Below are 25,484 nucleotides of genomic sequence, written 5' to 3' on the forward strand. Positions count from 1 at the left end.
ACCTCTGACGGTACGCTATCCCCTTATGGGAAGGTCAAGCGTTCTCTGCGTAAACCTGTCGTCTTTCTTCCCTATTCTGTGCTAACGTTGATTGATACTTGCAGTGATGAGAATTTTCATGAAAACCTTAGTCAAAATACTCTTTATCCCACTATTTCTACTGCTATCGAGTAATTGCTATGCCTTAGATGATTCGCAAGCGGACGATATGGCCGATCTTACCGCCGTCTTTATCTATCTTAAAAACGACTGCGGCTATCAAGACTTACCCGACCCACAAATCCGTAATGCACTCATCTATTTTGCGCGCAACAATGGCTGGAATTTGAGTAATTATAATAGCTTCAATATGCAACAGCGTGGTGAAAGTAGCTACGAGGACCTACGCGGTATCCGGGTTGATAGCAAACAAAAATGCCATCTGTTAGCGGAGAAAACCTTAGGGCTATTAGCTTTTGTGAATAAACAATATCACTGACCACTAAATTGGCGATAGGCGTCAACTAACGCAAAGAAATCCTCGAAACCGCAAAACGCGAGGGATTCTTGGTCGTAGTAACTCATTCCTTCATCCAGTTCGTCGACACTTATCGCCAATAAGTTTGCTTGGATCATGACTTCATCGTCACTCAATCCAATTGTGTATTCACGCCCTACATGTTGCCACTGTTGTTCTGTGCCTTTGATCTGCGTTGCGGCCGTTATCACCGTATCAAGAAGTGCCGGATCGGCATTGACTTCTTCGTTAAACCATTGCCCGATAACTTCATGATCCATCGACATCTGCACACGGACGCCCCCCTCTATATCTTTAACAAACTGATAATCCATAATGATTTCTCTCTTCGTCTGGACTGGGGAATGCGATCCCTACAACGATAAAAAGGGGAGCCAATGGCTCCCCTTTTCGGTTGGATTATTATTTCATAGCCGGGAATTAATTACACCGCGCTTTGAAAAATAACTTCGTCCGCTTTCGATGTATATTGGTTGAGGCGGTCAAAGTTGAGATAACGATAAGTATCATCGGCACTCTTATCCACTTCATTCATATACGCTTGGTACTCATCTGCCGTGGGTAATTTACCCAATAATGCCGATACCGCAGCAAGCTCAGCCGAAGCTAAGAATACATTAGCCCCTTGACCTAGACGGTTAGGGAAGTTACGGGTCGATGTCGACACGACAGTAGCGCCTTCCGCGACGCGTGCTTGGTTCCCCATACAGAGAGAACAACCTGGGATCTCAACTCGCGCTCCGCTCTTACCAAAGATGCTGTAGTAGCCCTCTTCTGTAAGTTGTGCCGCATCCATTTTGGTTGGAGGCGCGACCCACAGACGAGTTGGCAGTTGTCCTTTAAACTTATCCAGCAATTTACCTGCCGCACGGAAGTGGCCAATGTTAGTCATACAAGAGCCGATAAAGACTTCATCTATCTTCTCCCCCTGAACATCAGAAAGCGAGCGTGCATCATCAGGATCGTTCGGTGCACAAAGAATCGGTTCTTTGATCTCAGACAGGTCAATCTCAATGATTGCCGCATACTCAGCGTCAGCATCACCTTCCATCAATTGTGGATCAGCCAGCCATTTTTCCATGTTTTGGATACGACGTTCGATCGTACGGCGATCGCCATAACCCTCTGCGATCATCCACTTGAGCAGTACGACGTTCGAGTTTAAGTACTCAATGATCGGTGCTTGGTCTAACTTGATCGTACAGCCAGCAGCCGAACGCTCAGCTGAAGCATCCGAAAGTTCAAAAGCTTGCTCAACTTTTAAATCAGGTAACCCTTCGATTTCTAAGATACGTCCAGAGAAAACGTTCTTCTTACCCTTCTTCTCAACGGTAAGTAAGCCCTGCTTAATCGCATAAAGTGGAATGGCATGTACCAAATCACGTAACGTAATACCTGGTTGGCGTTCACCTTTAAAGCGTACTAGCACCGACTCCGGCATATCGAGAGGCATCACACCTGTTGCGGCCGCAAAGGCGACAAGGCCAGATCCCGCAGGGAACGAAATACCGATAGGGAAACGAGTATGTGAGTCACCCCCCGTCCCGACTGTGTCCGGTAACAGCATACGGTTTAACCAGCTATGGATAATCCCATCGCCTGGACGTAGTGAGACTCCGCCACGGTTCATGATGAAGTCTGGCAGCGTATGGTGAGTCTGTACATCGACAGGCTTAGGATAAGCTGCAGTATGGCAGAATGATTGCATCACGAGGTCGGCGGAGAAGCCCAAACACGCGAGGTCTTTAAGCTCATCACGCGTCATCGGTCCAGTGGTATCTTGAGAACCTACCGAGGTCATTTTCGGCTCGCAATATTCTCCTGGACGAATGCCGTCAACGCCGCACGCACGACCGACCATTTTTTGGGCTAAAGAGTAGCCTCGAGCACTGGTCTCTACGGGTTTGGCACTACGGAACACGTCACTCACCGGTAAATCGAGCGACTCGCGAGCTTTGGTCGTCAGTCCTCGGCCAATGATCAATGGAATACGCCCACCAGCACGGACTTCGTCCAATAATACTTCTGTTTTCAGTTCGAAACGAACGAGGACATCGTCCGTGTCGTGGCGACAAATTTCGCCCTTGTAAGGGTAGATATCAATCACATCGCCCATATTCAGGTCGCTAACATCGACCTCGATCGGCAATGCGCCCGCATCTTCCATAGTATTGAAGAAAATTGGCGCGATTTTACTCCCTAATACTACCCCCCCGCCCTTCTTGTTCGGTACATAGGGGATGTCGTCACCCATAAACCATAGGACGGAGTTTGTCGCAGATTTACGAGACGAACCGGTTCCCACTACATCCCCAACATAAGCAAGAGGGTAGCCTTGGGTGGCGAGTTGCTCAATTTGTTTTATTGGACCGACATTCCCCGGCTCATCCGGCACTATCCCTTCACGTTCGTTTTTCAGCATCGCCAAAGCATGTAGAGGAATATCAGGGCGGGACCAAGCATCTGGAGCGGGTGACAGGTCATCCGTATTCGTTTCGCCCGTCACTTTAAAGACGGTTACGGTAATTTTTTCTGCTAATTGAGGGCGCGCTTTAAACCATTCAGCTTCCGCCCACGATTTGAGGATCTGCTCGGCGTACGCATTACCTGCTTTCGCCTTTTCCTCAACGTCGTAGAAATTGTCAAACATTAGCAGGGTATGGGATAAGGCTTTGGCGGCAAGAGGGGCCAGAGAGTCATCTTCCAACAGCTCGATTAACGGATGGATGTTATAGCCACCTTGCATCGTTCCTAACAGTTCCGTCGCTTTTTCACGAGAAACTAATGGCGATGCCGTTTCGCCTTTTGCTACAGCTGCCAGAAAACCAGCTTTCACATAGGCGGCTTCATCAACACCCGGCGGAACTCGATTCACTAATAAGTCGACCAGAAACTCTTCTTCACCTTGAGGTGGGTTTTTGAGTAATTCTACTAGGCCAGCCATTTGGGTCGCATCTAAAGGCTTAGGTACAATCCCTTGGGCAGCACGTTCAGCAACGTGCTCACGGTATTCTTCTAGCACGACGTTCTCCTCGCTCACATTGTTATAGCTTTTCAACCCTCTACTACCGATAAATTATCATCTTTTTATAGGTTTTTGATGGTCGGTTTAGCCCACTGAGAATAGCAGTATTTTTATTCTTTGTTAATCTGTTTACAAAAACACAACATAATCACTACTAAATTAAACGCAGTGCCATGATAAAAATAACCCTTTATACCAAGGTGTTAGCGAATCATACTACCGAGCTGTTGACGCGAATTCCTCAATGTAGCCTTTAACAATAACAGTCATACTAGGTTTATCTCATGGCGTTAATCATGTTTCTAACATCGATAAGCTGAAAACTTTATCTTACTTAACGCCTATTTTCGAACGCTGTCGAGCATTTTGATTAAGCTTCCCCCTGCTCGCTCAATCGCTTAAGTAAAAAAAAACCGCGATGGTTATCGCGGTTTGTAGCAAAGCTTCGTTAACTAACGCTTACTTTTTCTTCGCTTTAGGATTGGGGAGATCGGTAATGCTTCCTTCAAAGATTTCTGCTGCCAGACCGATTGACTCGTGTAACGTTGGGTGAGCATGGATGGTCAACGCGATGTCTTCTGCATCACAACCCATCTCAATCGCTAGACCAATTTCGCCTAACAGTTCACCACCGTTGCTACCAACGATAGCACCACCGATTACACGGTGTGTCTCTTTATCAAAGATCAGCTTCGTCATACCCTCTGCACAATCTGAAGCAATTGCACGGCCTGACGCTGCCCAAGGGAATGTCGCAGTTTCGTAACTGATCCCTTGTTCTTTAGCTTCTTTCTCGGTTAAACCGACCCAAGCAACTTCTGGCTCAGTGTAGGCAATAGATGGGATCACTTTCGGATCGAAGTAATGTTTTTTACCTGCGATAACTTCAGCGGCAACATGGCCTTCATGTACGCCTTTATGAGCCAGCATCGGTTGGCCGACAATATCACCAATGGCGTAGATATTCGGTACGTTGGTACGCAGTTGCTTATCAACACGAATAAAGCCACGTTCATCAACGTTCACCCCTGCTTTCTCAGCATCAAGGTTTTTACCATTTGGCACACGACCAATTGCCACTAACACTGCATCGTAACGTTGAGGTTCAGAAGGCGCTTTTTGACCTTCCATCGTCACATAGATACCGTCTTCCTTCGCTTCAACTGCGGTCACTTTCGTTTCAAGCATTAGATTAAATTGCTTACTGATACGCTTAGTGAAGACTTTGACGACATCTTTATCCGCGGCAGGAATCACTTGGTCGAACATCTCGACCACGTCAATCGATGAGCCTAGAGCATGGTAAACAGTCCCCATCTCAAGACCGATGATCCCACCTCCCATAACTAATAGGCGCTCAGGTACGGTAGTCAGAGCAAGTGCGTCCGTTGAGTCCCAAACACGCGGATCATCGTGTGGGATAAAAGGTAAAGTAATGGGGCGAGAACCCGCTGCAATGATCGCATTATCAAAGTTAACGGTGGTGGTTCCGTTTTCGCCTTCAACCGCCAGCGTATTCGCACCGGTAAATTTACCCAGTCCATTGACCACGGTGACTTTACGGCCTTTAGCCATCCCCGCAAGACCGCCGGTTAATTGACCGATGACTTTATCTTTCCACGCGCGAACTTTGTCGATATCAGTTTCAGGTTTACCGAAAACGATACCGTGTGCTTCCAATGCTTTCGCTTCTTCGATCACTTTTGCGACATGTAATAATGCTTTAGATGGAATACAACCGACATTCAAACAGACTCCACCTAGAGTGCTGTAACGCTCAACCAGTACGGTTTCTAAGCCTAAATCGGCGCAGCGAAATGCTGCAGAATAACCTGCAGGACCGGCTCCAAGTACCACAACTTGGGCTTTAATCTCTGTACTCATCATGACCTCTTATTCGATTCTCCGGGGTAATAGTGCAATCACCATTTATACACCTATTTTCCCGGAACCTATGTAATGCAAGAGTTTACATAATTGTTAAAATTGTGCAAACGAGATTGCGTAAAGGTGAGTTGTTTTGGGGATTAGCGCATTATTTCTCAAGGAAACCCTGTCCGAATCCCAAATAAGATTGAGGCCGGCAAATGCCGACCTCAGGATATTACATAACGAGACGACGAATATCGCCCAGTAACTGACCCAGGTAGGAGATAAAACGTGCACCTTCTGCGCCATCAATCACTCGGTGGTCAAACGAGAGTGAGAGTGGCAACATCAGACGTGGCGCAAACTCTTTACCATTCCAAACAGGTTTCATCGACGACTTAGATACACCTAATATCGCAACCTCAGGGGCGTTAACGATTGGCGTGAACGAGGTCGTTCCCAAACCGCCTAAGCTTGAAATCGTGAAGCAACCGCCTTGCATATCGGAGGCAGTCAGTTTACCTGCACGAGCCTTCTTGGAGATTTCCATCAGTTCACGAGAAAGTTCGATGATTCCTTTCTTATTCACATCACGGAATACCGGTACGACTAGCCCGTTTGGCGTATCGACCGCAACACCAATGTTGATGTATTTCTTCAACGTTAAGCGCTGTGCATCCTCTGATAAAGAACTATTGAAACGAGGGTAAGCTTCCAGCGCCTTAGCCACCGCTTTCATAATAAACACAACTGGCGTAATTTTAACGTCCAGTTTTTGTTTATCGGCTTCAACATTCTGTTGCTTACGGAAGGCTTCCAGTTCAGTAATATCGGACTCATCGAAGTGAGTCACGTGTGGAATGACCATCCAGTTACGGCTGAGGTTAGCACCGGAGATTTTCTGAATGCGACCGAGCTCGACTTCTTCAACTTCACCAAACTTACTGAAATCGACTTTCGGCCAAGGTAGCATTCCTGGAAGGCCACTCGCCGCCGCAGGAGCCGCGTCGGCATGTTTCAATGCCTCTTTAATATATGCTTGGACGTCTTCTTTAACGATACGCCCTTTGCGGCCTGTTGCTTTCACTTTAGCTAAGTTCACACCAAATTCGCGCGCAAGACGGCGAATAACCGGCGTCGCATGCACATAAGCGCTATTTTCTGCAAACTCATCCTTCGCCGTCGGGGCAGCGGAAGATGCAGCCGCGGGAGCGGCCTTCGCTGGCGCTGGTGCAGCCGGTTTCTCTGACGCAGGTGCAGGCGCTTTTTCAGCGACTGGCGCATCGCTGCTGAAGATCATGATGGCAGAACCAGTACTGATTTTATCGCCTACAGCAACCTGGATCTCAGTAACCGTACCGGCGAAAGGTGCAGGAACTTCCATTGAGGCTTTATCGCCTTCAACGGTAATCAATGACTGTTCCAGTGAGACTTTGTCACCCACTTTCACGAGAATTTCCGTGACTTCGACTTCGTCGCCACCGATATCAGGCACATTAACGACTTGGTTGGCAGAAGCTTTGGCCGCCGCCGCTGGCGCAGGCTCTTCTTGCGCAGAAGGGGCGCTAGCAGATGCTGCCGCTTCTCCCATGACCTCAAACGTCATAATCAATGAACCGGTATTCACTTTATCGCCGGTATTCACTTTGATCTCTTTTACTTTTCCAGCAAAAGGCGCAGGCACTTCCATTGACGCTTTATCGCCTTCAACGGTAAGTAGCGACTGTTCAAGTTCAACGGTATCGCCGACTTTGACCAAGATCTCGGTGACCTCCACTTCATCACCACCGATATCCGGCACCATCACGTCTTTTGCCGAAGCAGAAGCCGCCGCCGCAGGAGCTTTTTCTGCGGCAGGTTGAGCAGCCTCTGGGGCAGCTGCTGCATTTTCTTCCTCTTCGAAGATCATGATCAGTGATCCCGTCTCGACTTTATCGCCAGTCGCAACGCTAATCGCTTTCACCACGCCTGCTTGAGGTGAAGGCACTTCCATTGAGGCTTTATCGCCTTCAACAGTAAGCAGAGACTGTTCGACTTCAACCTTGTCTCCGACCTTAACCAAGATCTCGGTGACTTCAACTTCGTCTGAACCGATATCCGGAACTTTGATCTCAATTGACATCTACTTTTACCTCTTACGCCAGACGTGGATTGACTTTGTCTGCGTCAATATTGAATTTCTTAATCGCGTCAACAACCACTTGTTTGTCAACTTCACCACGTTTTGCTAGTTCACCCAGTGCAGCGACGACGACGTAGGATGCATCAACTTCGAAGTGATGACGTAAGTTTTCACGGCTATCCGAACGACCAAAGCCATCGGTACCCAATACGCGATAGTCGCTGGCAGGTACATAGGTACGTACTTGTTCAGCAAATAGCTTCATGTAATCGGTTGATGCAACCGCTGGCGCATCACTCAGAACTTGAGAGATGTACGGTACGCGAGGCTCGTCCGCTGGGTGTAACATATTCCAACGCTCACAATCTTGACCGTCACGCGCCAACTCGGTGAAGGAAGTCACGCTATACACATCAGAACCGACGCCATAGTCTTCAGACAAGATTTTCGCCGCTTCACGCACATGGCGAAGGATTGCGCCTGAACCCAGTAACTGCACTTTGCCTTTATTTCCTTCCAGCGTATCGAGCTTGTAGATACCTTTACGGATACCTTCTTCAGCACCTTCTGGCATAGCTGGCATATGGTAGTTTTCGTTCAGGGTCGTGATGTAGTAATATACGTTCTCTTGTGATTGGCCATACATACGCTCTAAGCCGTCTTGCATAATGACTGCGACTTCATAAGCATAAGCGGGATCATAAGAGATACAGTTAGGAATTGTCAGCGATTGAATATGGCTATGGCCATCTTCATGCTGTAAACCTTCGCCGTTCAACGTCGTACGACCTGATGTTCCGCCGATTAAGAAACCACGTGCCTGTTGGTCACCCGCTGCCCAGCATAGATCGCCGATACGTTGGAAGCCAAACATTGAGTAGTAAATATAGAACGGAATCATCGGTAAGTTGTTAGTGCTATAAGAGGTCGCTGCAGCTAACCACGATGCGCCCGCACCCAACTCGTTGATACCCTCTTGCAGGATCTGTCCTTTTTCGTCTTCTTTGTAGTACGCTACTTGCTCACGGTCTTGCGGTGTATATTGCTGACCATTCGGGCTGTAGATACCAATCTGACGGAAGAGACCTTCCATACCAAAAGTACGTGCTTCATCTGCAAGAATCGGCACAAGACGTTCTTTGATCGATTTATTTTTCAACATCACGTTTAACGCACGAACGAAGGCGATTGTGGTTGAAATCTCTTTATTCTGCTCTTCCAACAAGGATTGGAATTCGCTTAAGGCTGGCATCTCCAGCGCTTCAGTAAACTCTGCTTGGCGTGTTGGCAGGTAACCGCCTAAATTTTCACGCTGTTTATGCAGATATTTATACTCTTCAGAGTCTTCAGAGAACGTAACGTAAGGAAGATTTTCCAAGTTCTCATCGGTGACAGGAACATTAAAGCGGTCACGAATGTAACGCACCCCTTCCATGTTCATTTTCTTCACTTGGTGAGCAATGTTTTTACCTTCAGCTGTTTCACCCATCCCATAACCTTTTACGGTATGAGCAAGGATCACAACAGGTTTATCTTTGGTATCTTGCGCTTTCTTGAAGGCTGCATAAATTTTCTTCGGATCGTGGCCACCACGGTTTAAAGACCAGATCTCTTCATCCGACATATCTTTTACTAGTGCAGCGGTTTCTGGATAACGACCGAAGAAGTGCTCGCGCACATATGCGCCATCACGAGATTTAAAGGTTTGGTAATCGCCATCGACGGTTTCGTTCATCAATTGGATCAACTTACCGCTAGTATCTTTACGCAGCAGTTCATCCCAACGACCGCCCCAGATCACCTTGATCACTTCCCAGCCTGCGCCGCCGAAGATCCCTTCTAATTCATTGATGATCTTACCGTTACCTGTAACCGGCCCATCGAGACGCTGCAAGTTACAGTTAATCACAAAGACTAAGTTATCTAACTTTTCGCGAGTCGCGATGGTGATTGCACCTTTAGATTCAGGTTCATCCATCTCGCCATCACCTAAGAAGGCATATACGGTTTGCGCCGAAGTCTCTTTTAAGCCACGGTGTTCAAGATATTTTAAGAACTTAGCTTGATAGATCGCGCCTAGCGGTCCCAGCCCCATTGATACCGTTGGGAACTGCCAGAAATCAGGCATTAATTTAGGGTGCGGGTAGGAAGAAAGACCTTTACCGTCAACTTCTTGACGGAAATTGTTCATTTGCTCTTCGGTCAGACGACCTTCAAGGAAGGCGCGAGCATAGACACCCGGAGAGATGTGTCCTTGGAAGTAAACTAAGTCACCGCCATCTTTTTCGGTACGCGCACGGAAGAAGTGGTTGAAGCAGACTTCATAAATGGTGGCGGAGGATTGGAATGAGGCCATGTGTCCACCCAATTCCAAATCTTTCTTAGACGCGCGTAGTACGGTCATGATCGCATTCCAGCGAATCGCTGAACGGATACGGCGTTCTAAACTCGTATTTCCTGGATAGGTAGGCTCTTCTTCCGTTGGGATAGTGTTAATGTAGTCTTTGATTGCGGAACCAGAAGCTACGTTTACACCACCATTGCGAGCCGCATTCAATACTTGATCAATCAAATATTGCGCGCGTTCAACACCTTCTTCACGGATGACCGATTCAATCGCCTGTAGCCAGTCGCGAGTTTCAATCGGATCCACGTCATTATGTAGACGGTCTGACATGGGGTATTCCTTATCTGTGTCTGTACATTGAAATTGATAACGTTGCTGAGTAAAGGTCATGACGTATCATGATGCCGATCTCCGCTCTTTATAACTAGATGACTCAATCTTTTCGTTGCTGCAAGCGCCGTAATGAACGCTCACGGCGGGATAGCTCCCGGTTTCTCTCCAATAAAATCTCTTCAAGAAAAGCCAAGTGCGAGTTAGATTCTTCACGGGCTTTTTCTGGCTGTCGTGCAATAATTGCTTCATAAATCCTTGCACGATGCGCACTTACTTTCGCCAGCATATCGCGGCGGGAGTAAAGTAATTCAAAGTTTGAACGCACATTTTGCTTGAGTATTGGCCCCATTGCTCGGACTAAATGCAGCAGAACCACATTATGCGCCGCTTCAGTGACGGTAATTTGATAATCGATTACCGCATCGGCTTCCGCATCTAAATCACCGCTATCTTGCGCCTTTTGGATCGCCAAGTGATAGCGGTTGATTCTTAATAGGTCGTCTTCCGTCCCACGCAGTGCTGCATAATACGCTGCAATACCTTCCAAGGCATGGCGCATTTCGAGTAAATCGAACTGGGACTCGCCGTGCTGTGCCAATAAGCCTATTAAGGGATCGCTAACGCTCTGCCAAAGGCAATCTTGAACGTAGGTGCCTCCTCCATGGCGACGGTGCAGTAATCCCTTTGCTTCCAAACGCAAAATAGCCTCTCGTACCGAAGGACGAGAGACATCGAATTGTCGAGCAAGTTCGCGTTCTGGTGGAAGTTTCTCACCAGGCCGGAGTGTCCCTTCCATAATGAGGGACTCTAGCTGTTGCTCTATTACGTCAGAAAGCTTGGGCTGCCTGATTTTACTGTAAGCCATCATACTCGTAGTCATTGCTGCTCTTTAAATTGGTCATACCAATTTTCCACAAGATGGGCTAAGCTAACAAAACATTTACCTACTGTCTATATTGCGTTCACCAAAGTAGGCTTTAGATCAAAAATTTCTTCGCTAATTTTGCCAGATGCTTCAGGTTACCCATGGGAAAAAATCATTGTTCTCCTCCTCCCGCCTCCTTATCAAATATCAGCTGATGAAGATTCGATAAAATAACCCACCATAAATTAACCTTGTGGCACGATATTATCCATATTAAGTACCCAAAATGAAGCATATTGTAACCCTGTAATCTGCTAATTATTCAAAACTGTCTCACAAATATCTGATATTTCCTCACATTCAGCATAGTAATTCACTGCTATAACCCCGTAAAATAAATGACACAGTCTGTCACATTCTCCTTACAGCCTGAAATAAAGGTCGAGAATACTACGCGAGAGGAATTTATGAGCGAGCAACAAACAGGTTCGTTAAAACGGGGGCTGAAAAATAGGCATATTCAGTTAATCGCCCTAGGAGGAGCCGTCGGAACTGGACTCTTTTTGGGCTTAGCACAGACCATTAAAATGGCGGGCCCTTCTGTACTGTTGGGATATGCCATCGGCGGTTTTATCGCCTTTATGATCATGCGTCAGTTAGGTGAAATGATTGTTGAAGAGCCAGTAGCCGGTTCCTTTAGCCACTTCGCATACAAATATTGGGGAAGTTTCGCCGGCTTTGCATCGGGCTGGAACTATTGGGTACTGTATGTCTTAGTCGCAATGGCTGAGCTTTCCGCTGTGGGTCTTTATATTCAATACTGGTGGCCAGGAATCCCTACATGGGTTTCCGCTGCAGTATTTTTTGTGCTGATCAATGCTATCAATCTTGCCAACGTGAAGATTTACGGTGAACTGGAATTCTGGTTCTCGATTATTAAAGTTACAGCAGTCATCGGAATGATCGCTTTCGGCGCTTGGTTACTCTTCAGTGGGCATGGCGGCCCTCAAGCCTCAGTCACCAACATTTGGGCACAAGGCGGTTTCTTCCCACACGGTGCTGGCGGCTTGATTACGGCAATGGTCATCATCATGTTTTCGTTTGGTGGATTAGAACTAGTCGGTATTACCGCTGCAGAAGCCGCAGACCCGCAACAAAGTATTCCTAAAGCGACCAACCAAGTCATCTATCGTATCTTGATCTTCTATATGGGATCTCTTGCGATACTCCTGTCACTTTATCCTTGGACGAAAGTCATTGAGGGGACTAGCCCCTTCGTACTGATTTTCCATGAGTTAGGGGATAAATTAGTCGCGAATACATTAAACGTCGTCATACTCACCGCCGCGTTATCCGTCTATAACAGCTGTGTGTATTCAAATAGCCGTATGTTATATGGCTTAGCAAAACAAGGTAATGGTCCTAAAGCGTTACTGAATGTCGATAAGCGTGGTGTACCCTATGTTGCGTTAGGCTTTTCAGCACTGGCGACGGCCTTGGTTGTCTTGCTCAACTATCTTATGCCAGGTGAGGCCTTTGGCTTACTCATGGCGTTAGTTGTTTCGGCACTGGTCATCAACTGGGCAATGATCAGTATGGCGCATATGCGTTTTCGTAAAGCCAAGATCAAACAAGGCGTCACGCCACATTTTCCTGCGCTATTTTATCCACTCGGTAACTGGGTTTGCCTGCTATTTATGATTGCCATTTTGGGCATCATGCTGACCATTCCGGGAATGGCTATTTCTGTATGGCTCATCCCCGTCTGGGTGGCTATTTTAGGGATTGGCTACTTAGTCAAAAATAAAACCGCACGCTAAAAACTAAGGGGGATGTTATCCCCCTTTTTTTACAAAATAACGCCTGCTAGTGTTAGGACTGCGGTAATGAGAACAATAACTAAAGTAATCCTTTTTGCTAGCGCTACCGCAATCCGTGGCATTTCAACCTTATCCTGACACGAATCACATTCCAATGAGAATTGCGCTATCACCGATAATACATGATAGGGCTTATGCCTGAAGTCGGTCATACAACGCCACCACGCAGGTAATGCTTTTTCACCATGCCCCAAGAATGCATAAGCTAAGCCAACAATTCTGACCGGGATCCAATCAATCCAGAATAATAAGATATCGACCCCAGACTGTTCACGATACTGACGATTTTGCTTAGCCAACCATCCCTGCCACGCGCGAAGAAAAGCATAACCCAATAAGAAGACTGGCCCATAGTGCGCCCCGACCACAAACCAAAACAAAGGGGCTAGATAGAAGCGGTAATTAATCCATAACAGTGCATTTTGTAGTTCACGCAGATAGAGCTTATCGCTAATGTTATTGGACATTGGGTGTATCACACTCAACTCTTCCGCCATTGCTTGGTGGCCGGTCACATCCTTCTGGTTCGCAGAATGTAAGTAGTCACGGTAATGCTGGCGACTTTGACCTGCACCAATACAAAGAACACCGATGAGGATCCACACCACCAGCGATACAACACCGAATAGAAGTCCTTCGATAGCATGAAGAATTAAGGTAAAAATCAGCATCATAAGCACCACTAATCCTACTGTACGAGTAAGCGAAAAGTGATGTTGCTTACGAAACAGGGGAACAAGTCGATGTTCAAGCTGCCAATGCCCCCCCCACTTGAATAACCGCTCGCAAATGAGAACGAGTAATAGCGTAAATAACGTCATGACTTAACTCTACTCCCTAGATGATCAGTGTGCTGCAATAAGTGAATGATAATAATCCCAATCGAAAGAGGGGCCTGGATCTGTTTTACGACCTGGCGCGATATCACTGTGCCCAGTAATATTTTCTTCCGCTAAAGCATAAGCCTTAATAAGCGATAGAGTAATGGCGGATAAAGCCTGGTATTGCTGCTCGGTATAAGGGAGTTCGTCAGTTCCTTCAAGCTCTATCCCGATAGAAAAATCATTACAGTTTTCAATGCCTTGGTAACTCGACTGGCCAGCATGCCAGGCCCGCTTATCGAAAGGGACGTATTGCACTATCTCACCTTCTCGGCGAATGAGGCAATGCGCCGCGACACGCAAGTCTGCAATCTGAGCAAAATAAGGATGTTCTTGGGCGCACAATGTTCCGGTAAAGAGTTGATCAATATAGGGGCCACCGAACTCACCAGGAGGTAAGCTAATATTATGTACCACTAGTAAACGCGGTACCTCCCCTTCAGGACGTTCATTGTAATGCGTCGAAGGGACTCGGCGCGCATCGGTCAACCAATGATCTTTTATCGTCAACATATCAGTGTCATTACCACTTATCTAAGCGGTCCTTGTGATTAAACGAGGGTGTCCGACAATAAGCCAGACTTTATTCAAGATTACCATAGGTATTCCGCGATACTTCACAAGCTTTAAGAAACTGCCTGAGAAAGAATATAAATATTGTGCAGCTAAATCCTAGACTGATCATACATCCTTCCTAACCACGTGATTCCGCTTTAAAAAGGCATTTTTACTGCGAAGGAAGGATATTATGGAACAAGGATTTACACTGATCGAATTAATGATCGTTATCGCGATCATCGCTATTTTAAGCTCCTTAGGTATCCCGGCTTATCAAGGGTATCTGCAAAAAGCCGCGCTGACCGATCTACTCCAAGTCTTACAGCCCTATAAAACCGCGGTAGAGCTCTGCGCACTTGAAAAGGGAGAGCTTAGCACTTGCCACAGTGGCCAAGAAGGCATCCCCCTTCCCCGGACGACTCGCTACACCACCGAATTAACTGTCAATAACGGCGTTATACGTGCGCAGGGAGCCAACACCTTAACTGGGCTTACTGCCGAACTTATCCCTACGCTACAACCAGAAATCGGAGCGTTAAGTTGGCAGCGCCGGTGTACTGCGGCCAATCAGACCTTACAGGATAACTGTGAACGTCAGCTTCGCTATGACGATGTGGGGAATAAACCATGAGTACAGGAACCACACAGCTTAAAGTATTTTGCGAAAACCATCCGGCACTTATCCTGTATGAAGATAAAGAGTCACTGTGCTTAGTCGTCATGTCTCCCCCCTCGCCGGAGGATATAAATCAACTCACCTTTACCTGCCAGAAAAAAATCGCCATCAAATCAGTGTCTAGAGAAGAATTCCTAACCTTTCAGCAACCTGCCACAATACCACACCCTTTACAGACCGAATATAAAGGGGAGGATAACCCGACGACTATAGACTACTGCCAAACTATCCTTCGCCATGCGGTACAACAAAAGGCCTCTGATATTCATATTGACCCTCATGCCCAAGGCGCAAAAATTCGTCTAAGAGTAGACGGCGTTTTATATGTTTACGGTGAACTCACGTCCATCGAAACCACTGCCATCAGTAGCCGATTTAAATTACTCGCCGGTGTCGATATTGCCGAAAATCGCCGCCCGCAAGATGGTCAACTCAGCCTCATAGACCAGGAGATAAACTATTCTTTCCGCCTCGCGACCCTCCCCACCAAATTTGGCGAAAAAGTCGTTTTACGACTGCTCGAAACATTTAGGGGGGATCTACAACTGGAAAATCTTGGTATGCCCCCTGCGCAGTTAGCTATTTTTAAGACGGCATTAGCGGCTCCCCAAGGATTGATTATTGTTACAGGCCCAACTGGCAGTGGTAAAACCGCTACGCTGTATAGCGCCCTCAACTCCCTGAATAGGGCGGAACGTAACCTCTGCAGTGTAGAAGATCCGATTGAATTGGTTATTCCGGGGGTTAATCAAACCCAAATTAACCTTAAAGCCGGTCTCGATTTTCCCACGATCCTACGCGCATTACTCCGTCAAGATCCTGATATCTTGATGATTGGTGAAATTAGAGATAACCAAACAGCGGATATTGCGATCAAAGCAGCGCAAACCGGCCATTTAGTCCTCAGCACATTACACACTAACTCTACCCTCGACACGCTGAGCCGCTTAACACAAATGGGCGTTGCCGAATACCTCACTGCCAGCGCAGTAAAACTTATTGTTGCTCAACGCCTCGTAAGACATTTATGTCAGCAGTGTCGACGCTCGTCCCCCGATCCCTTACCTGCACACTTAGCGTTACCCTCGCATCAACATTGGCTGGCGGTAGGCTGCCAATATTGCCTTTATGGCTATATTGGCCGTCATGCCCTCTTTGAATTACTCCCTGTCGATTCAGCGATCAAAGAAGCCATCATCAAAAAGAACTCCACGCAAAATATTCGTGCACGGTTACGAGAAAGCAACCTAGACACTCTGTTTAAGGCTGGTCTGTACGCGGTGATGAAAGGGATCACCACTTATCAAGAACTGCTCCGTGTAGTAGGAACGGATAATGAAGCCGCTTAGACTCTATTCGTGGCAAGGTATCTCGTTTAAGGGAGACAATTGTTCCGGTTATCAACTCTGTACTCATCGAGAGCAAGGCGAGCAACAATTGATGGCCGAGGGTATTATTGCTTACCATTTTACGCTGAAACACCATCGCTTAATGCAGAGCTGGCAACTCAACACGCTCATCCTCTTTTTTCAACAATTGGAATCTATGCTCAATGCGGGACTCACCTTATCGGTAAGCCTCAATTTATTGATGAGTAACCAGCCTTCGCTACCTTGGCGAATCGTTATTGAGTTATTACTGAAAAAAATTTCCGCTGGGGAAAAGCTCTCGGTAGCGCTCAACCAATGGCCGCAAATTTTCCCCCCTACGCTTTCGGCACTCATCAGCGCTGGAGAACTTACCGGCCATTTGCCCAATAGTTGCTTACAGGTGGTAAAGCTTTTAGAGCAGCGAAAGGCTATGCGAGAGGAACTCGTTGCTGCATTACGCTACCCTTGCATCACCCTGTTTTTTTTAGTGATCACTACTGCTGGGCTGCTCGCTTTTGTGCTGCCAGAATTTGCATTGATGTATCAATCGTTAAATGCCCCCCTGCCCTACCTTACGCAATTATTGATTAGCACCTCACAGTCTATCAATGCCATATTGCCCTTGCTCTGCGTACTCACCGCACTAATACTGCCTATTCTCCATTATGGCGAACGGCGTTATCCAAGGTGGAAACTGATGCGCCACCGACTGTTACTTACTACACCACTTGTGGGAGAAGTCTGGCGGAGTAGGCAGCTCTCATTACTCTTCTCAACCCTTGCCAGCACGCAACAATCAGGGCTCACTCTGCTGAATGGGCTACAACTTGTCGCCAGTATTTTCACCTCACCTTTGTGGAAACAAAGTATTGAAACGGTTTACCAACGACTCCATACTGGAGAAAAACTGTCGCAAGCGCTGGCCTATGACGATCACTATCCTTCATTACCCTTACTCCTTATTCGATCAGCTGAAGAAACCGGACAGCTTGATAATGCCTTTTCTCAATTAGCTATTTGGTATTCCAATCAAGCCTCAACCCTTAGTCGACGTCTTACCCAACGCATTGAACCTTTGATGCTTGCAGTCAGCGGAGGGCTGGTGGGTGCTGTGGTCATCGCCTTGTACTTACCCATATTCTATTTGGGAGAGGCATTAGGTTAACGATTCCGTAATTGACAAGGTTTACACCCCAGCCTATCCGCTTCATACTGACTCCATGACTGAGAATAGTGCGCAAAAGCGATACTAAAGAGTGAGGTTGGGTTAACACTATGACTTATATCGTGGCGCTTACTGGTGGCATTGCGAGTGGTAAATCAACAGTTGCCGAACTCTTTGCGGCGAGTCACATAGAGATTATCGACGCAGACCTGATCGCTCGGGAGGTCGTTGAACCCGGCCAACCCGCCTTAGCGGCGATGACAGACTACTTTGGTCAGCACATTCTGTTGGATAACGGGCAACTCGACCGAAAAAAATTACGTAAGATTATTTTCTCCACCCCTGAGCATAAACAATGGCTGAATAACTTATTACACCCACTAATCCAACAAAGAACCCAGCAAAAAATCGCGCAATGTTCCGGACAATGGTGCCTCTGGGTAGTGCCGCTTTTAGTTGAAAACCAGTTACAGCATCTTGCCCAGCGAGTGATTGTGGTGGACAGCGATGAAGAGAAACAAATTAAGCGAGTCTGTGAGCGCGACAGTATTCCTCGCTCCCAGGCTTTGGCTATCATTCACGCCCAAGCCACACGGCAACAGCGGTTAGTCATCGCCGATGATGTCATCGATAATAACTTGTCGAAAAGCGCTTTAGCCGAGAAAGTTTCTCAGCTTATTTTGACCTACAACCGATTAGCATCAGAATATAAGGGGCGCAATCAATGACCCAGTCACCCATCATCTTCGAATACCCACTCAACGAAAAAATGCGGAGCTGGTTGCGCGTTGAATATTTACTGCAGCAACTGACAGCCTCGAACAATGCCGACTCACCAGAGGCTTGCTTGCTTTTTTTACGTACTCTGACAGAGCTTCTTGATATTTTCGAGCGTAGTGAGTTACGCGCCGACTTGCTAAAAGAGTTAGAAAAGCAGCAAGGGAAACTACACCAATGGCTAGCAGTACCGGATATCGACGTACAAGCCGTCAATCAATTGATAAGTGAACTTAGCGCTCATAGCCATGCTATTAATACCGCGCCCAAGTTTGGTACGACGTTTAAAGAAGACCGTTTTATCGGCCAATTACGTCAACGCCTGTCGATCCCTGGCGGCTATTGTAACTTTGACACGCCGACCTTACATCTCTGGCTACATCTACCTTTGGAAAAGCGTCAAGCTCAGCTCGATCAATGGTATTCAGGTTTGGCGGTATTACACCTCAGTTTACAGGCCATTCTCCATTTAATCAGACAGAGTGGACGGTTTATCGATGCCGAAACTCACCAAGGTTTTTACCAAAATTCGGCGGAAGATAAAGATCTTATTCGGATCCAATTAGCGAGCGAAGATGAAATTTACCCACAAGTTTCGGGTCACAAAGCGCGATTTTCAATTCGCTTTTTTCCATTGGAAAACGATGGTAGAGTCCCAGAAAATTTATTGTTCCGACTCGCTTGCTGCTAAGAGGCCTTATGCAACCCGAACCCACTACTGTTAACTGCCCACAATGCCAAAAAGAGGTCATTTGGGATGAGTTGAGCGCTTGGCGCCCCTTCTGCTCTAAACGTTGCCAAATGATTGACCTTGGCGAATGGGCAGCAGAGGAGAAATCTATTCCAGGTCAACCCACGCACTTTGACCATGAGGCATGGAGCGAAAAAGACCCGGAATAACGCGACAAGATTGGCGACTACAGCTCGCCTTTTACTAAGCGTTCAACCATCTCACCATTCGCTGGCGGGAACTCATTAGCCTGTAAGTCAGCTTGCGGGACCCAACGTTGCGGTTGCCCTTCTTTCCCCCAAGGGTCGCCTTGCCACTGCTCCACCAAGAAGAAATGCAGTGTAACGCTAACCTCCTGATAAGCGTGACTTGCCGTGCCAATAGGCTGAGCCTCGGTAACAGTGATCCCCGTTTCTTCCATCAATTCGCGAGTTAAGCCTTCCAACGCTGTCTCGCCCGCTTCGATTTTCCCCCCTGGGAACTCCCACTTATTTGCCATATGAGAGGTCGATGCGCGTTGAGTCAGAAAGATCTCTTTCTCAGCGTTACGAATAATACCGACTGCAACCTGTAAATTTGTCATTATTGATGCCCCACTAGACAGTAAAAAGGCCCATGTTTCCATGGACCTTTCCTGATATCAGCTACTTACCAGAACGAGTTATGCTAAACGTCCATGGCACTGTTTATATTTTTTTCCGGAACCGCATGGGCATAAATCGTTACGACCGACTTTACGTTCCGCTGCTTGGTTAGCCATTTCATTTGCTGCCGCAGTATCGTCATCGACATGGCTAAGCTGTTGCTGTTCCGCTAAACGCTCAGCTTCGTCACGGAACTGCTGCTCCATGGCCTCAACCTCTTCAGGCATACGAACTTGGACTTTACTTAAGGTGCTGACAACTTCATATTTCAGCCCTTCAAGCATACTGGCGAACATTGAGAAGGATTCACGCTTATACTCTTGCTTTGGATCTTTCTGAGCGTAACCCCGTAAATGGATACCCTGACGTAAGTAATCCATCGCAGCAAGGTGCTCTTTCCATAGTGTATCCAGCGTCTGCAGCATGATTCCTTTTTCAAAGCTGCGCATAGTATCTACACCCACCGCGGCTTCTTTATCGGCATACTGTTGCAGCGAGTGCTGCAAAATACGTTCACGTAAAACTTCTTCGTGTAATTCTGGCTCTTTATCCAACCACTCAGTAAGCGGAAGATGAAGCTCGAAATCTGTACGTAAGCGCTCTTCTAAACCGGCCACATCCCACATCTCTTCAAGAGATTGCGGCGGGATAAATTGACTAATAGTCGAGGTCAAGACATCTTCACGAATACTGTTAATAGTTTCGCTCACGTCCGACACGTCCAGTAACTCATTACGCTGCGAGTAGATGGCTTTACGTTGATCATTTGCCACGTCATCGTATTCGAGTAATTGCTTACGGATATCGAAGTTACGGCTCTCAACTTTACGCTGCGCATTGGCAATCGCTTTGGTCACCCATGGGTGCTCGATCGCTTCACCAGGTTTCATCCCCAGTTTACGCATCATGCCTGACACGCGGTCTGAGGCGAAAATACGCATCAAGGCATCTTCCATTGAAAGATAGAAGCGTGACGACCCTTTGTCACCCTGACGGCCGGCACGACCACGAAGTTGGTTATCAATACGACGTGATTCATGGCGCTCTGTACCGATAATATGTAGACCACCGGCTTCAAGTACCGCATCGTGGCGCACTTGCCATGCTTCTTTAATCGCTGCAATCTCTGCCTCAGTCGGCTCGGTCAACGCTTCAACTTCGGCGTGCCAGCTTCCGCCTAACATAATGTCCGTACCACGTCCGGCCATGTTAGTCGCAATGGTGACGGCACCGGGCTGTCCAGCCTGCGCAATGATATCCGCTTCACTGGCGTGGAACTTAGCATTCAGTACGCTGTGTTTGATACCCGCGCGAGCTAGCGCATCCGCAACCACCTCGGATTTTTCAATCGAGATAGTACCGACCAACACGGGTTGTCCGCGAGAAGTACAGTCTTTAATATCTTCGATAATTGCATCAATTTTTTCTTTCTCGGTCATATAGACCAAGTCAGCATTATCTTTACGTACCATTGGACGGTTAGTCGGTACGACAATGGTATCTAACTTATAAATACTGCTGAATTCGAAAGCTTCAGTATCGGCAGTACCGGTCATCCCCGCAAGCTTTTCGTAGATACGGAAGTAGTTCTGGAAAGTGATGGAAGCCAGCGTTTGGTTCTCGTTCTGAATTTCAACGCCTTCTTTCGCTTCAACCGCTTGGTGCAGACCCTCGGACCAGCGACGGCCTTGCATGGTACGCCCTGTATGTTCATCGACGATGATCACTTCACCGTCTTTAACGATGTAATCAACATCGCGTGTGAACAGTGCATGCGCACGTAAGGCTGCCGTGACATGGTGCATCAGCATAATATTAGTCGGTGAGTAAAGTGACTCACCTTCTTCCATAATATTCTGTGCCACCAGTAACTGCTCAATTTTTACTAAACCGCGTTCGGTTAAATGTACCTGACGCGCTTTTTCATCCACCGAGAAGTCACCTTCACCTTGGAAAGTGTCGGAGTCTTCTTTATCTTGGCGAACCAAATGCGGGATGATTTTATTGACTTGAATATAGAGTTCAGAACTGTCTTCTGCAGGCCCTGAAATAATTAACGGCGTACGCGCTTCATCGATCAGAATGGAGTCAACTTCATCGACTAATGCATAATGCAGTTTACGCTGAACACGCTCTTCAGGGCTGAACGCCATGTTATCGCGTAAGTAGTCGAATCCATATTCGTTATTAGTACCGTAGGTGATATCTGCGGCATAAGCTTCACGCTTAGCAGGGGCTTGCATACCGGGTAAGTTGATACCGATGGTTAAGCCTAAAAACTCAAACAATGGGCGGTTATTTTCGGCATCACGTTGTGCAAGGTAGTCGTTTACGGTTACAACGTGAACGCCTTTACCACTTAACGCATTAAGATACGCGGGGAGTGTTGCCGTTAAGGTTTTACCCTCACCAGTACGCATTTCTGCGATGCAGCGCTCGTTCAGCACCATACCACCTAATAATTGCACATCAAAATGGCGCATATTAAACACACGCTTACTGGCTTCACGTACGGTAGCAAAAGCTTCTGGAATAAGGCTTTCAAGACTTTCACCTTTTTCCAAACGCTGACGAAACTCACCGGTTTTCGCCTTCAGTTGCTCATCACTGAGCGCGACGTAGTCCGGTTCCATCTTATTGATGACATCAACCACCTTACGCATACGGCGCAAGGTACGGTCATTACTGCTACCAAAAATCTTTGTTAATAACTTCATTACCATGATTATAAATTCTCTTTATAGACAACAAATTCACGAGTTGTGACGACATAATAGTTATAGTTAATCGTGAAGCGGCCCGGCCCGTATCCCTTGAACTTGAGCAACCCAGCGGCCGGTTGAAAACACAATAGGTGTTCGAATCACTGGCCGCTGACGAATAAGACGGCGAGCTTTTAATGCCGCAGCCGACGTCAAAAGGGTGATTAAAGAATAGAGAGCAACGAGGCTTTTAACTGTCAACTGTGAATAAGCAGGCTCTCGACTCTGAGTTCTGGGTAACGAGAAAGAGAGGTGACGAATAACCGTGCGTAGCGTTTGTTGATGCCAAAAATTTTGTACGTAGGGTGGACGTAATACGCGTTCGTGCAAACGTATAAGGTGGTAGATACGTGCTTGGGGAGAAATAGAAAGCTTATTGGATAACGCTGTATCGTTAGTATTGGTTAACAGACCGTTGGTGAAAGGCAACCCTAGACCTGCCGCGACTATCCCTAATAAGAGATGCGGCCATAGATAGCGTCTACCTAGTTGTCCCCAGCGCGAAATCAAACCAATCACAATTCATCCATTAATATTGAAAAATAGCATCTATTATCGTTATAGAGGATAGGTGAAGTCTTTCCTGATTGTCCTGCCTACCGAATAACGTTGATAGTAGCATCAATCGCCCCATGCCACACTATTGATTACGTTGCGTCACTGAAAAAGCCATCAACCGCATAGATTTCATACAAAAAAAAACGAGCCAGCTGAACGGAGAGTAATCAGCATGGCCCGTCTATTATTACGGCTAACGCCGTAATAATGATATTACGCGAGAACGAAGTTTTTCAGTCTAAATGCCTGAGGGATCTCAGCTTCATTTTCAAAGGTCGCCCATTCGTAAGCTTCCTGATTAGCTAAGACCGCTTGCAGCAGTTGATTGTTTAAGCCGTGACCCGATTTGTATGCGGAGAATGCACCAATCATATTGTGACCACACATAAACAAGTCGCCGATTGCGTCTAACATTTTATGACGAACAAACTCGTCATCAAAACGTAAACCTTCTTCGTTCAGGACACGGAAGTCGTCTAATCCAATCGCACAGTCAAGACTTCCACCCAGGCACAGGCCACGAGACTGTAATTGTTCGATATCACGCATAAACCCAAAGGTCCGTGCGCGACTGATCTGACGGATAAACGCTTCTGTCGAGAAATTTAAGCGATAGTTCTGAGAACTTGCGTCAATCGCTGGATGCTTAAAGTCGATAGTAAAGTCCAGAGAAAAACCATTGTAAGGCTTCACTTCGGCCCACTTGTCGCCATCTTCAACGCGTACTGTTTGCTTAACGCGCAAGAATTTCTTCGCGCTATTGAGCTCTTCAACCCCAGCGTCTAACAGAAGATAGACGAAAGGCGCTGCGCTGCCATCCATGATAGGAATCTCAGGCGCATCGACTTCGACAATGATGTTATCAATCCCTAATCCAGCAAGCGCTGAGTTAAGGTGCTCGACCGTAGAGATACGGATACCTTGGTCGTTGATAAGGCAAGTACTTAGCATCGTGTCGCGCACAAATTTAGCATCTGCCGGGAAATCAACCGGTGGATTTAAGTCAGTGCGGCGATAGATGACCCCAGTATTTGCTGGTGCAGGCCGCAGGTTCAACGTCACTTTCTTGCCGGTATGTAAACCGACACCAGTGGCCTGAACAATACGTTTTAATGTCCTTTGTTTGATCATCGTATCAATCTCGCAAAATTACTGTTTCCAGACGGAAATATAACCCATAAACGGACGTACACTTTAGCACAAAAAGCGATTGCCGACAATTTTCAGTAATATCTTAATCTGCTTGCTTGCGTAAGAACGCAGGAATATCGAGATAATCCGGCTCTTTATTCGGCTGTGAACTTGGTTCGTTAACCACTTTCGCTGCAGGTTTATTCTCTTGAGGTAACGGCGTCAACCCATGTTGCTGATAGCGATGATCGACCACTGGCTGAGAGGTATTCTTGTTGGTCACTAGCGTAATTTCAGGACGTTTGTCCATGCCAATACCCGTAGCAACAACTGTTACACGCAGCTCATCGTTCATTTCAGGGTCAAGAGACGTACCAATTACCACTGTTGCGTTATCTGAAGCAAATGCACGGATGGTGTTACCGACCGTTTCAAACTCATCTAAACGCAGATCGAAACCAGCAGTAATGTTGACCAAGACGCCACGCGCACCAGAAAGATCGATATCTTCTAACAGTGGGCTAGAAATCGCCATTTCGGCAGCTTCTTCAGCACGGTCTTCACCGCAAGCAATCCCGGATCCCATCATGGCGTAGCCCATTTCGGACATGACAGTACGCACGTCAGCAAAGTCGACGTTCATCAGGCCTGGACGAGTAATCAGCTCGGCAATACCCTGTACCGCACCTTTCAGTACGTCGTTGGCAGCACCAAAAGCGTCAAGAAGGGAGATGCCACGGCCCAAGACCTTGAGTAGCTTATCGTTTGGAATGGTGATTAGAGAATCAACATGCTTGGAGAGTTCAGCGATACCTTGCTCAGCAAAAGCCATACGCTTTTTGCCTTCAAAGTTAAAGGGCTTAGTGACCACGGCAACCGTTAAGATACCCAGGTCTTTTGCCACTTCCGCGACAACAGGTGCTGCACCTGTACCTGTACCGCCGCCCATACCGGCTGCGATAAATACCATATCAGCGCCATCCAGTGCGGCACGTAAGGCCTCTCGGTCTTCTTCCGCTGAATTACGTCCAACTTCTGGGTTCGCGCCCGCCCCTAATCCTTTAGTAATGTTATTACCAATTTGGATTGTTTGGCCGACTGCTGTTTTACGTAATGCTTGCGCATCCGTGTTCACTGCGAAGAACTCAACACCTTCGATACGCTCGCGTACCATGTGTTCGACAGCATTACCACCGCCACCCCCAACGCCGATGACTTTAATCACCGCATCGTTGGTTAATTCCATAGGTTCAAACATGATTACTCTCCGTTAT

General features: G+C 47.1%; 21 protein-coding genes. 8 read left to right on the forward strand and 13 right to left on the reverse strand.

Annotation, left to right across the window (positions count from 1 at the left end):
- The first annotated feature begins 118 nt into the window (after positions 1-118).
- On the forward strand, positions 119-478 hold the full coding sequence (locus MKR94_RS10370) for a YacC family pilotin-like protein (RefSeq protein WP_241646835.1): 360 nt from the start codon (positions 119-121) through the stop codon (positions 476-478).
- On the opposite strand, the gene MKR94_RS10375 is transcribed toward MKR94_RS10370, so the two are convergent.
- The 6 genes from MKR94_RS10375 to pdhR all read right to left on the reverse strand — a co-directional run bounded on the left by MKR94_RS10375 (position 472) and on the right by pdhR (position 11,078).
- On the reverse strand, positions 472-831 hold the full coding sequence (locus MKR94_RS10375) for a YacL family protein (RefSeq protein WP_241646836.1): 360 nt from the start codon (positions 829-831) through the stop codon (positions 472-474). The genes MKR94_RS10370 and MKR94_RS10375 overlap by 7 nt on opposite strands.
- A 110-nt stretch (positions 832-941) precedes the next feature.
- A complete protein-coding gene (gene acnB / locus MKR94_RS10380; protein ID WP_241646837.1) occupies positions 942-3,539 on the reverse strand; it encodes a bifunctional aconitate hydratase 2/2-methylisocitrate dehydratase in 2,598 nt (865 codons plus the stop codon).
- Positions 3,540-4,001: 462 nt separating this feature from the next.
- Complete coding sequence (gene lpdA / locus MKR94_RS10385) at positions 4,002-5,426, reverse strand: dihydrolipoyl dehydrogenase (protein ID WP_241646838.1); 1,425 nt, start codon at positions 5,424-5,426, stop codon at positions 4,002-4,004.
- A gap of 220 nt (positions 5,427-5,646) precedes the next feature.
- Complete coding sequence (gene aceF, locus MKR94_RS10390) at positions 5,647-7,533, reverse strand: pyruvate dehydrogenase complex dihydrolipoyllysine-residue acetyltransferase (protein ID WP_241646839.1); 1,887 nt, start codon at positions 7,531-7,533, stop codon at positions 5,647-5,649.
- A gap of 13 nt (positions 7,534-7,546) precedes the next feature.
- The gene (gene aceE / locus MKR94_RS10395; protein ID WP_241646840.1) at positions 7,547-10,210 is read right to left on the reverse strand and encodes a pyruvate dehydrogenase (acetyl-transferring), homodimeric type; all 2,664 of its coding nucleotides are present in this window, start codon (positions 10,208-10,210) and stop codon (positions 7,547-7,549) included.
- Between the two features lie 103 nt (positions 10,211-10,313).
- A complete protein-coding gene (gene pdhR / locus MKR94_RS10400) occupies positions 10,314-11,078 on the reverse strand; it encodes a pyruvate dehydrogenase complex transcriptional repressor PdhR (protein WP_241646889.1) in 765 nt (254 codons plus the stop codon).
- A gap of 467 nt (positions 11,079-11,545) precedes the next feature.
- Here pdhR and MKR94_RS10405 point away from each other — a divergent pair, with 467 nt between their 5' ends.
- The gene (locus MKR94_RS10405) at positions 11,546-12,898 is read left to right on the forward strand and encodes an amino acid permease (RefSeq protein WP_241646841.1); all 1,353 of its coding nucleotides are present in this window, start codon (positions 11,546-11,548) and stop codon (positions 12,896-12,898) included.
- Between the two features lie 29 nt (positions 12,899-12,927).
- Here MKR94_RS10405 and ampE read toward each other — a convergent pair whose 3' ends face one another.
- Both ampE and ampD read right to left on the reverse strand, forming a co-directional pair.
- A complete protein-coding gene (ampE, locus tag MKR94_RS10410) occupies positions 12,928-13,779 on the reverse strand; it encodes a beta-lactamase regulator AmpE (protein WP_241646842.1) in 852 nt (283 codons plus the stop codon).
- A gap of 24 nt (positions 13,780-13,803) precedes the next feature.
- Positions 13,804-14,352, reverse strand: coding sequence for a 1,6-anhydro-N-acetylmuramyl-L-alanine amidase AmpD (ampD, locus tag MKR94_RS10415; RefSeq protein ID WP_479681379.1), 549 nt, complete (start codon positions 14,350-14,352; stop codon positions 13,804-13,806).
- Positions 14,353-14,587: 235 nt separating this feature from the next.
- Here ampD and ppdD point away from each other — a divergent pair, with 235 nt between their 5' ends.
- The 6 genes from ppdD (at position 14,588) to yacG (ending at position 19,285) form a co-directional block, all read left to right on the forward strand.
- On the forward strand, positions 14,588-15,028 hold the full coding sequence (ppdD, locus tag MKR94_RS10420) for a prepilin peptidase-dependent pilin (RefSeq protein ID WP_241646843.1): 441 nt from the start codon (positions 14,588-14,590) through the stop codon (positions 15,026-15,028).
- Positions 15,025-16,422 carry an ATPase, T2SS/T4P/T4SS family gene (locus tag MKR94_RS10425; protein ID WP_241646844.1) on the forward strand — a complete coding sequence of 466 codons (1,398 nt, stop codon included), beginning with the start codon at positions 15,025-15,027 and terminating at the stop codon, positions 16,420-16,422. The genes ppdD and MKR94_RS10425 overlap by 4 nt, the downstream gene beginning before the upstream one ends.
- Positions 16,409-17,608 carry a type II secretion system F family protein gene (locus tag MKR94_RS10430; protein ID WP_241646845.1) on the forward strand — a complete coding sequence of 400 codons (1,200 nt, stop codon included), beginning with the start codon at positions 16,409-16,411 and terminating at the stop codon, positions 17,606-17,608. Before MKR94_RS10425 ends, MKR94_RS10430 begins: the two co-directional genes overlap by 14 nt.
- 110 nt (positions 17,609-17,718) lie before the next feature.
- Complete coding sequence (gene coaE, locus MKR94_RS10435; RefSeq protein ID WP_241646846.1) at positions 17,719-18,336, forward strand: dephospho-CoA kinase; 618 nt, start codon at positions 17,719-17,721, stop codon at positions 18,334-18,336.
- On the forward strand, positions 18,333-19,076 hold the full coding sequence (gene zapD / locus MKR94_RS10440; RefSeq protein ID WP_241646847.1) for a cell division protein ZapD: 744 nt from the start codon (positions 18,333-18,335) through the stop codon (positions 19,074-19,076). Before coaE ends, zapD begins: the two co-directional genes overlap by 4 nt.
- A gap of 8 nt (positions 19,077-19,084) precedes the next feature.
- On the forward strand, positions 19,085-19,285 hold the full coding sequence (gene yacG / locus MKR94_RS10445) for a DNA gyrase inhibitor YacG (RefSeq protein WP_099822570.1): 201 nt from the start codon (positions 19,085-19,087) through the stop codon (positions 19,283-19,285).
- A gap of 17 nt (positions 19,286-19,302) precedes the next feature.
- On the opposite strand, the gene mutT is transcribed toward yacG, so the two are convergent.
- The 5 genes from mutT to ftsZ all read right to left on the reverse strand — a co-directional run bounded on the left by mutT (position 19,303) and on the right by ftsZ (position 25,468).
- Positions 19,303-19,698, reverse strand: a complete 396-nt coding sequence (gene mutT, locus MKR94_RS10450) for an 8-oxo-dGTP diphosphatase MutT (RefSeq protein ID WP_241646848.1) — start codon at positions 19,696-19,698, stop codon at positions 19,303-19,305.
- Positions 19,699-19,776: 78 nt separating this feature from the next.
- Entirely contained in the window at positions 19,777-22,482 is a 2,706-nt protein-coding gene (secA, locus tag MKR94_RS10455) for a preprotein translocase subunit SecA (protein WP_241585709.1), read from the reverse strand.
- 60 nt (positions 22,483-22,542) lie between these two features.
- Entirely contained in the window at positions 22,543-23,040 is a 498-nt protein-coding gene (gene secM / locus MKR94_RS10460; RefSeq protein ID WP_241606245.1) for a secA translation cis-regulator SecM, read from the reverse strand.
- A 252-nt stretch (positions 23,041-23,292) separates the two neighbouring features.
- A complete protein-coding gene (lpxC, locus tag MKR94_RS10465; protein WP_099822573.1) occupies positions 23,293-24,210 on the reverse strand; it encodes a UDP-3-O-acyl-N-acetylglucosamine deacetylase in 918 nt (305 codons plus the stop codon).
- A 103-nt stretch (positions 24,211-24,313) separates the two neighbouring features.
- Positions 24,314-25,468, reverse strand: coding sequence for a cell division protein FtsZ (gene ftsZ / locus MKR94_RS10470; protein WP_048911515.1), 1,155 nt, complete (start codon positions 25,466-25,468; stop codon positions 24,314-24,316).
- Between the last annotated feature and the right edge of the window lie 16 nt (positions 25,469-25,484).

This window comes from Rosenbergiella metrosideri (assembly GCF_022602565.1).
Classification (GTDB): Bacteria; Pseudomonadota; Gammaproteobacteria; order Enterobacterales; family Enterobacteriaceae; genus Rosenbergiella; species Rosenbergiella metrosideri.

Excerpts from the sequence above, each read along its gene's own strand:
- MKR94_RS10370 (WP_241646835.1), top strand. The coding sequence starts at position 119 with ATGAAAACCTTAGTCAAAATACTCTTTATCCCACTATTTCTACTGCTA.
- MKR94_RS10375 (WP_241646836.1), bottom strand. The coding sequence starts at position 831 with ATGGATTATCAGTTTGTTAAAGATATAGAGGGGGGCGTCCGTGTGCAG.
- lpdA (WP_241646838.1), bottom strand. The coding sequence starts at position 5,426 with ATGAGTACAGAGATTAAAGCCCAAGTTGTGGTACTTGGAGCCGGTCCT.
- aceF (WP_241646839.1), bottom strand. The coding sequence starts at position 7,533 with ATGTCAATTGAGATCAAAGTTCCGGATATCGGTTCAGACGAAGTTGAA.
- aceE (WP_241646840.1), bottom strand. The coding sequence starts at position 10,210 with ATGTCAGACCGTCTACATAATGACGTGGATCCGATTGAAACTCGCGAC.
- pdhR (WP_241646889.1), bottom strand. The coding sequence starts at position 11,078 with ATGGCTTACAGTAAAATCAGGCAGCCCAAGCTTTCTGACGTAATAGAG.
- MKR94_RS10405 (WP_241646841.1), top strand. The coding sequence starts at position 11,546 with ATGAGCGAGCAACAAACAGGTTCGTTAAAACGGGGGCTGAAAAATAGG.
- ampE (WP_241646842.1), bottom strand. The coding sequence starts at position 13,779 with ATGACGTTATTTACGCTATTACTCGTTCTCATTTGCGAGCGGTTATTC.
- ampD (WP_479681379.1), bottom strand. The coding sequence starts at position 14,352 with ATGTTGACGATAAAAGATCATTGGTTGACCGATGCGCGCCGAGTCCCT.
- ppdD (WP_241646843.1), top strand. The coding sequence starts at position 14,588 with ATGGAACAAGGATTTACACTGATCGAATTAATGATCGTTATCGCGATC.
- MKR94_RS10425 (WP_241646844.1), top strand. The coding sequence starts at position 15,025 with ATGAGTACAGGAACCACACAGCTTAAAGTATTTTGCGAAAACCATCCG.
- MKR94_RS10430 (WP_241646845.1), top strand. The coding sequence starts at position 16,409 with ATGAAGCCGCTTAGACTCTATTCGTGGCAAGGTATCTCGTTTAAGGGA.
- coaE (WP_241646846.1), top strand. The coding sequence starts at position 17,719 with ATGACTTATATCGTGGCGCTTACTGGTGGCATTGCGAGTGGTAAATCA.
- zapD (WP_241646847.1), top strand. The coding sequence starts at position 18,333 with ATGACCCAGTCACCCATCATCTTCGAATACCCACTCAACGAAAAAATG.
- yacG (WP_099822570.1), top strand. The coding sequence starts at position 19,085 with ATGCAACCCGAACCCACTACTGTTAACTGCCCACAATGCCAAAAAGAG.
- mutT (WP_241646848.1), bottom strand. The coding sequence starts at position 19,698 with ATGACAAATTTACAGGTTGCAGTCGGTATTATTCGTAACGCTGAGAAA.
- secA (WP_241585709.1), bottom strand. The coding sequence starts at position 22,482 with ATGGTAATGAAGTTATTAACAAAGATTTTTGGTAGCAGTAATGACCGT.
- lpxC (WP_099822573.1), bottom strand. The coding sequence starts at position 24,210 with ATGATCAAACAAAGGACATTAAAACGTATTGTTCAGGCCACTGGTGTC.
- ftsZ (WP_048911515.1), bottom strand. The coding sequence starts at position 25,468 with ATGTTTGAACCTATGGAATTAACCAACGATGCGGTGATTAAAGTCATC.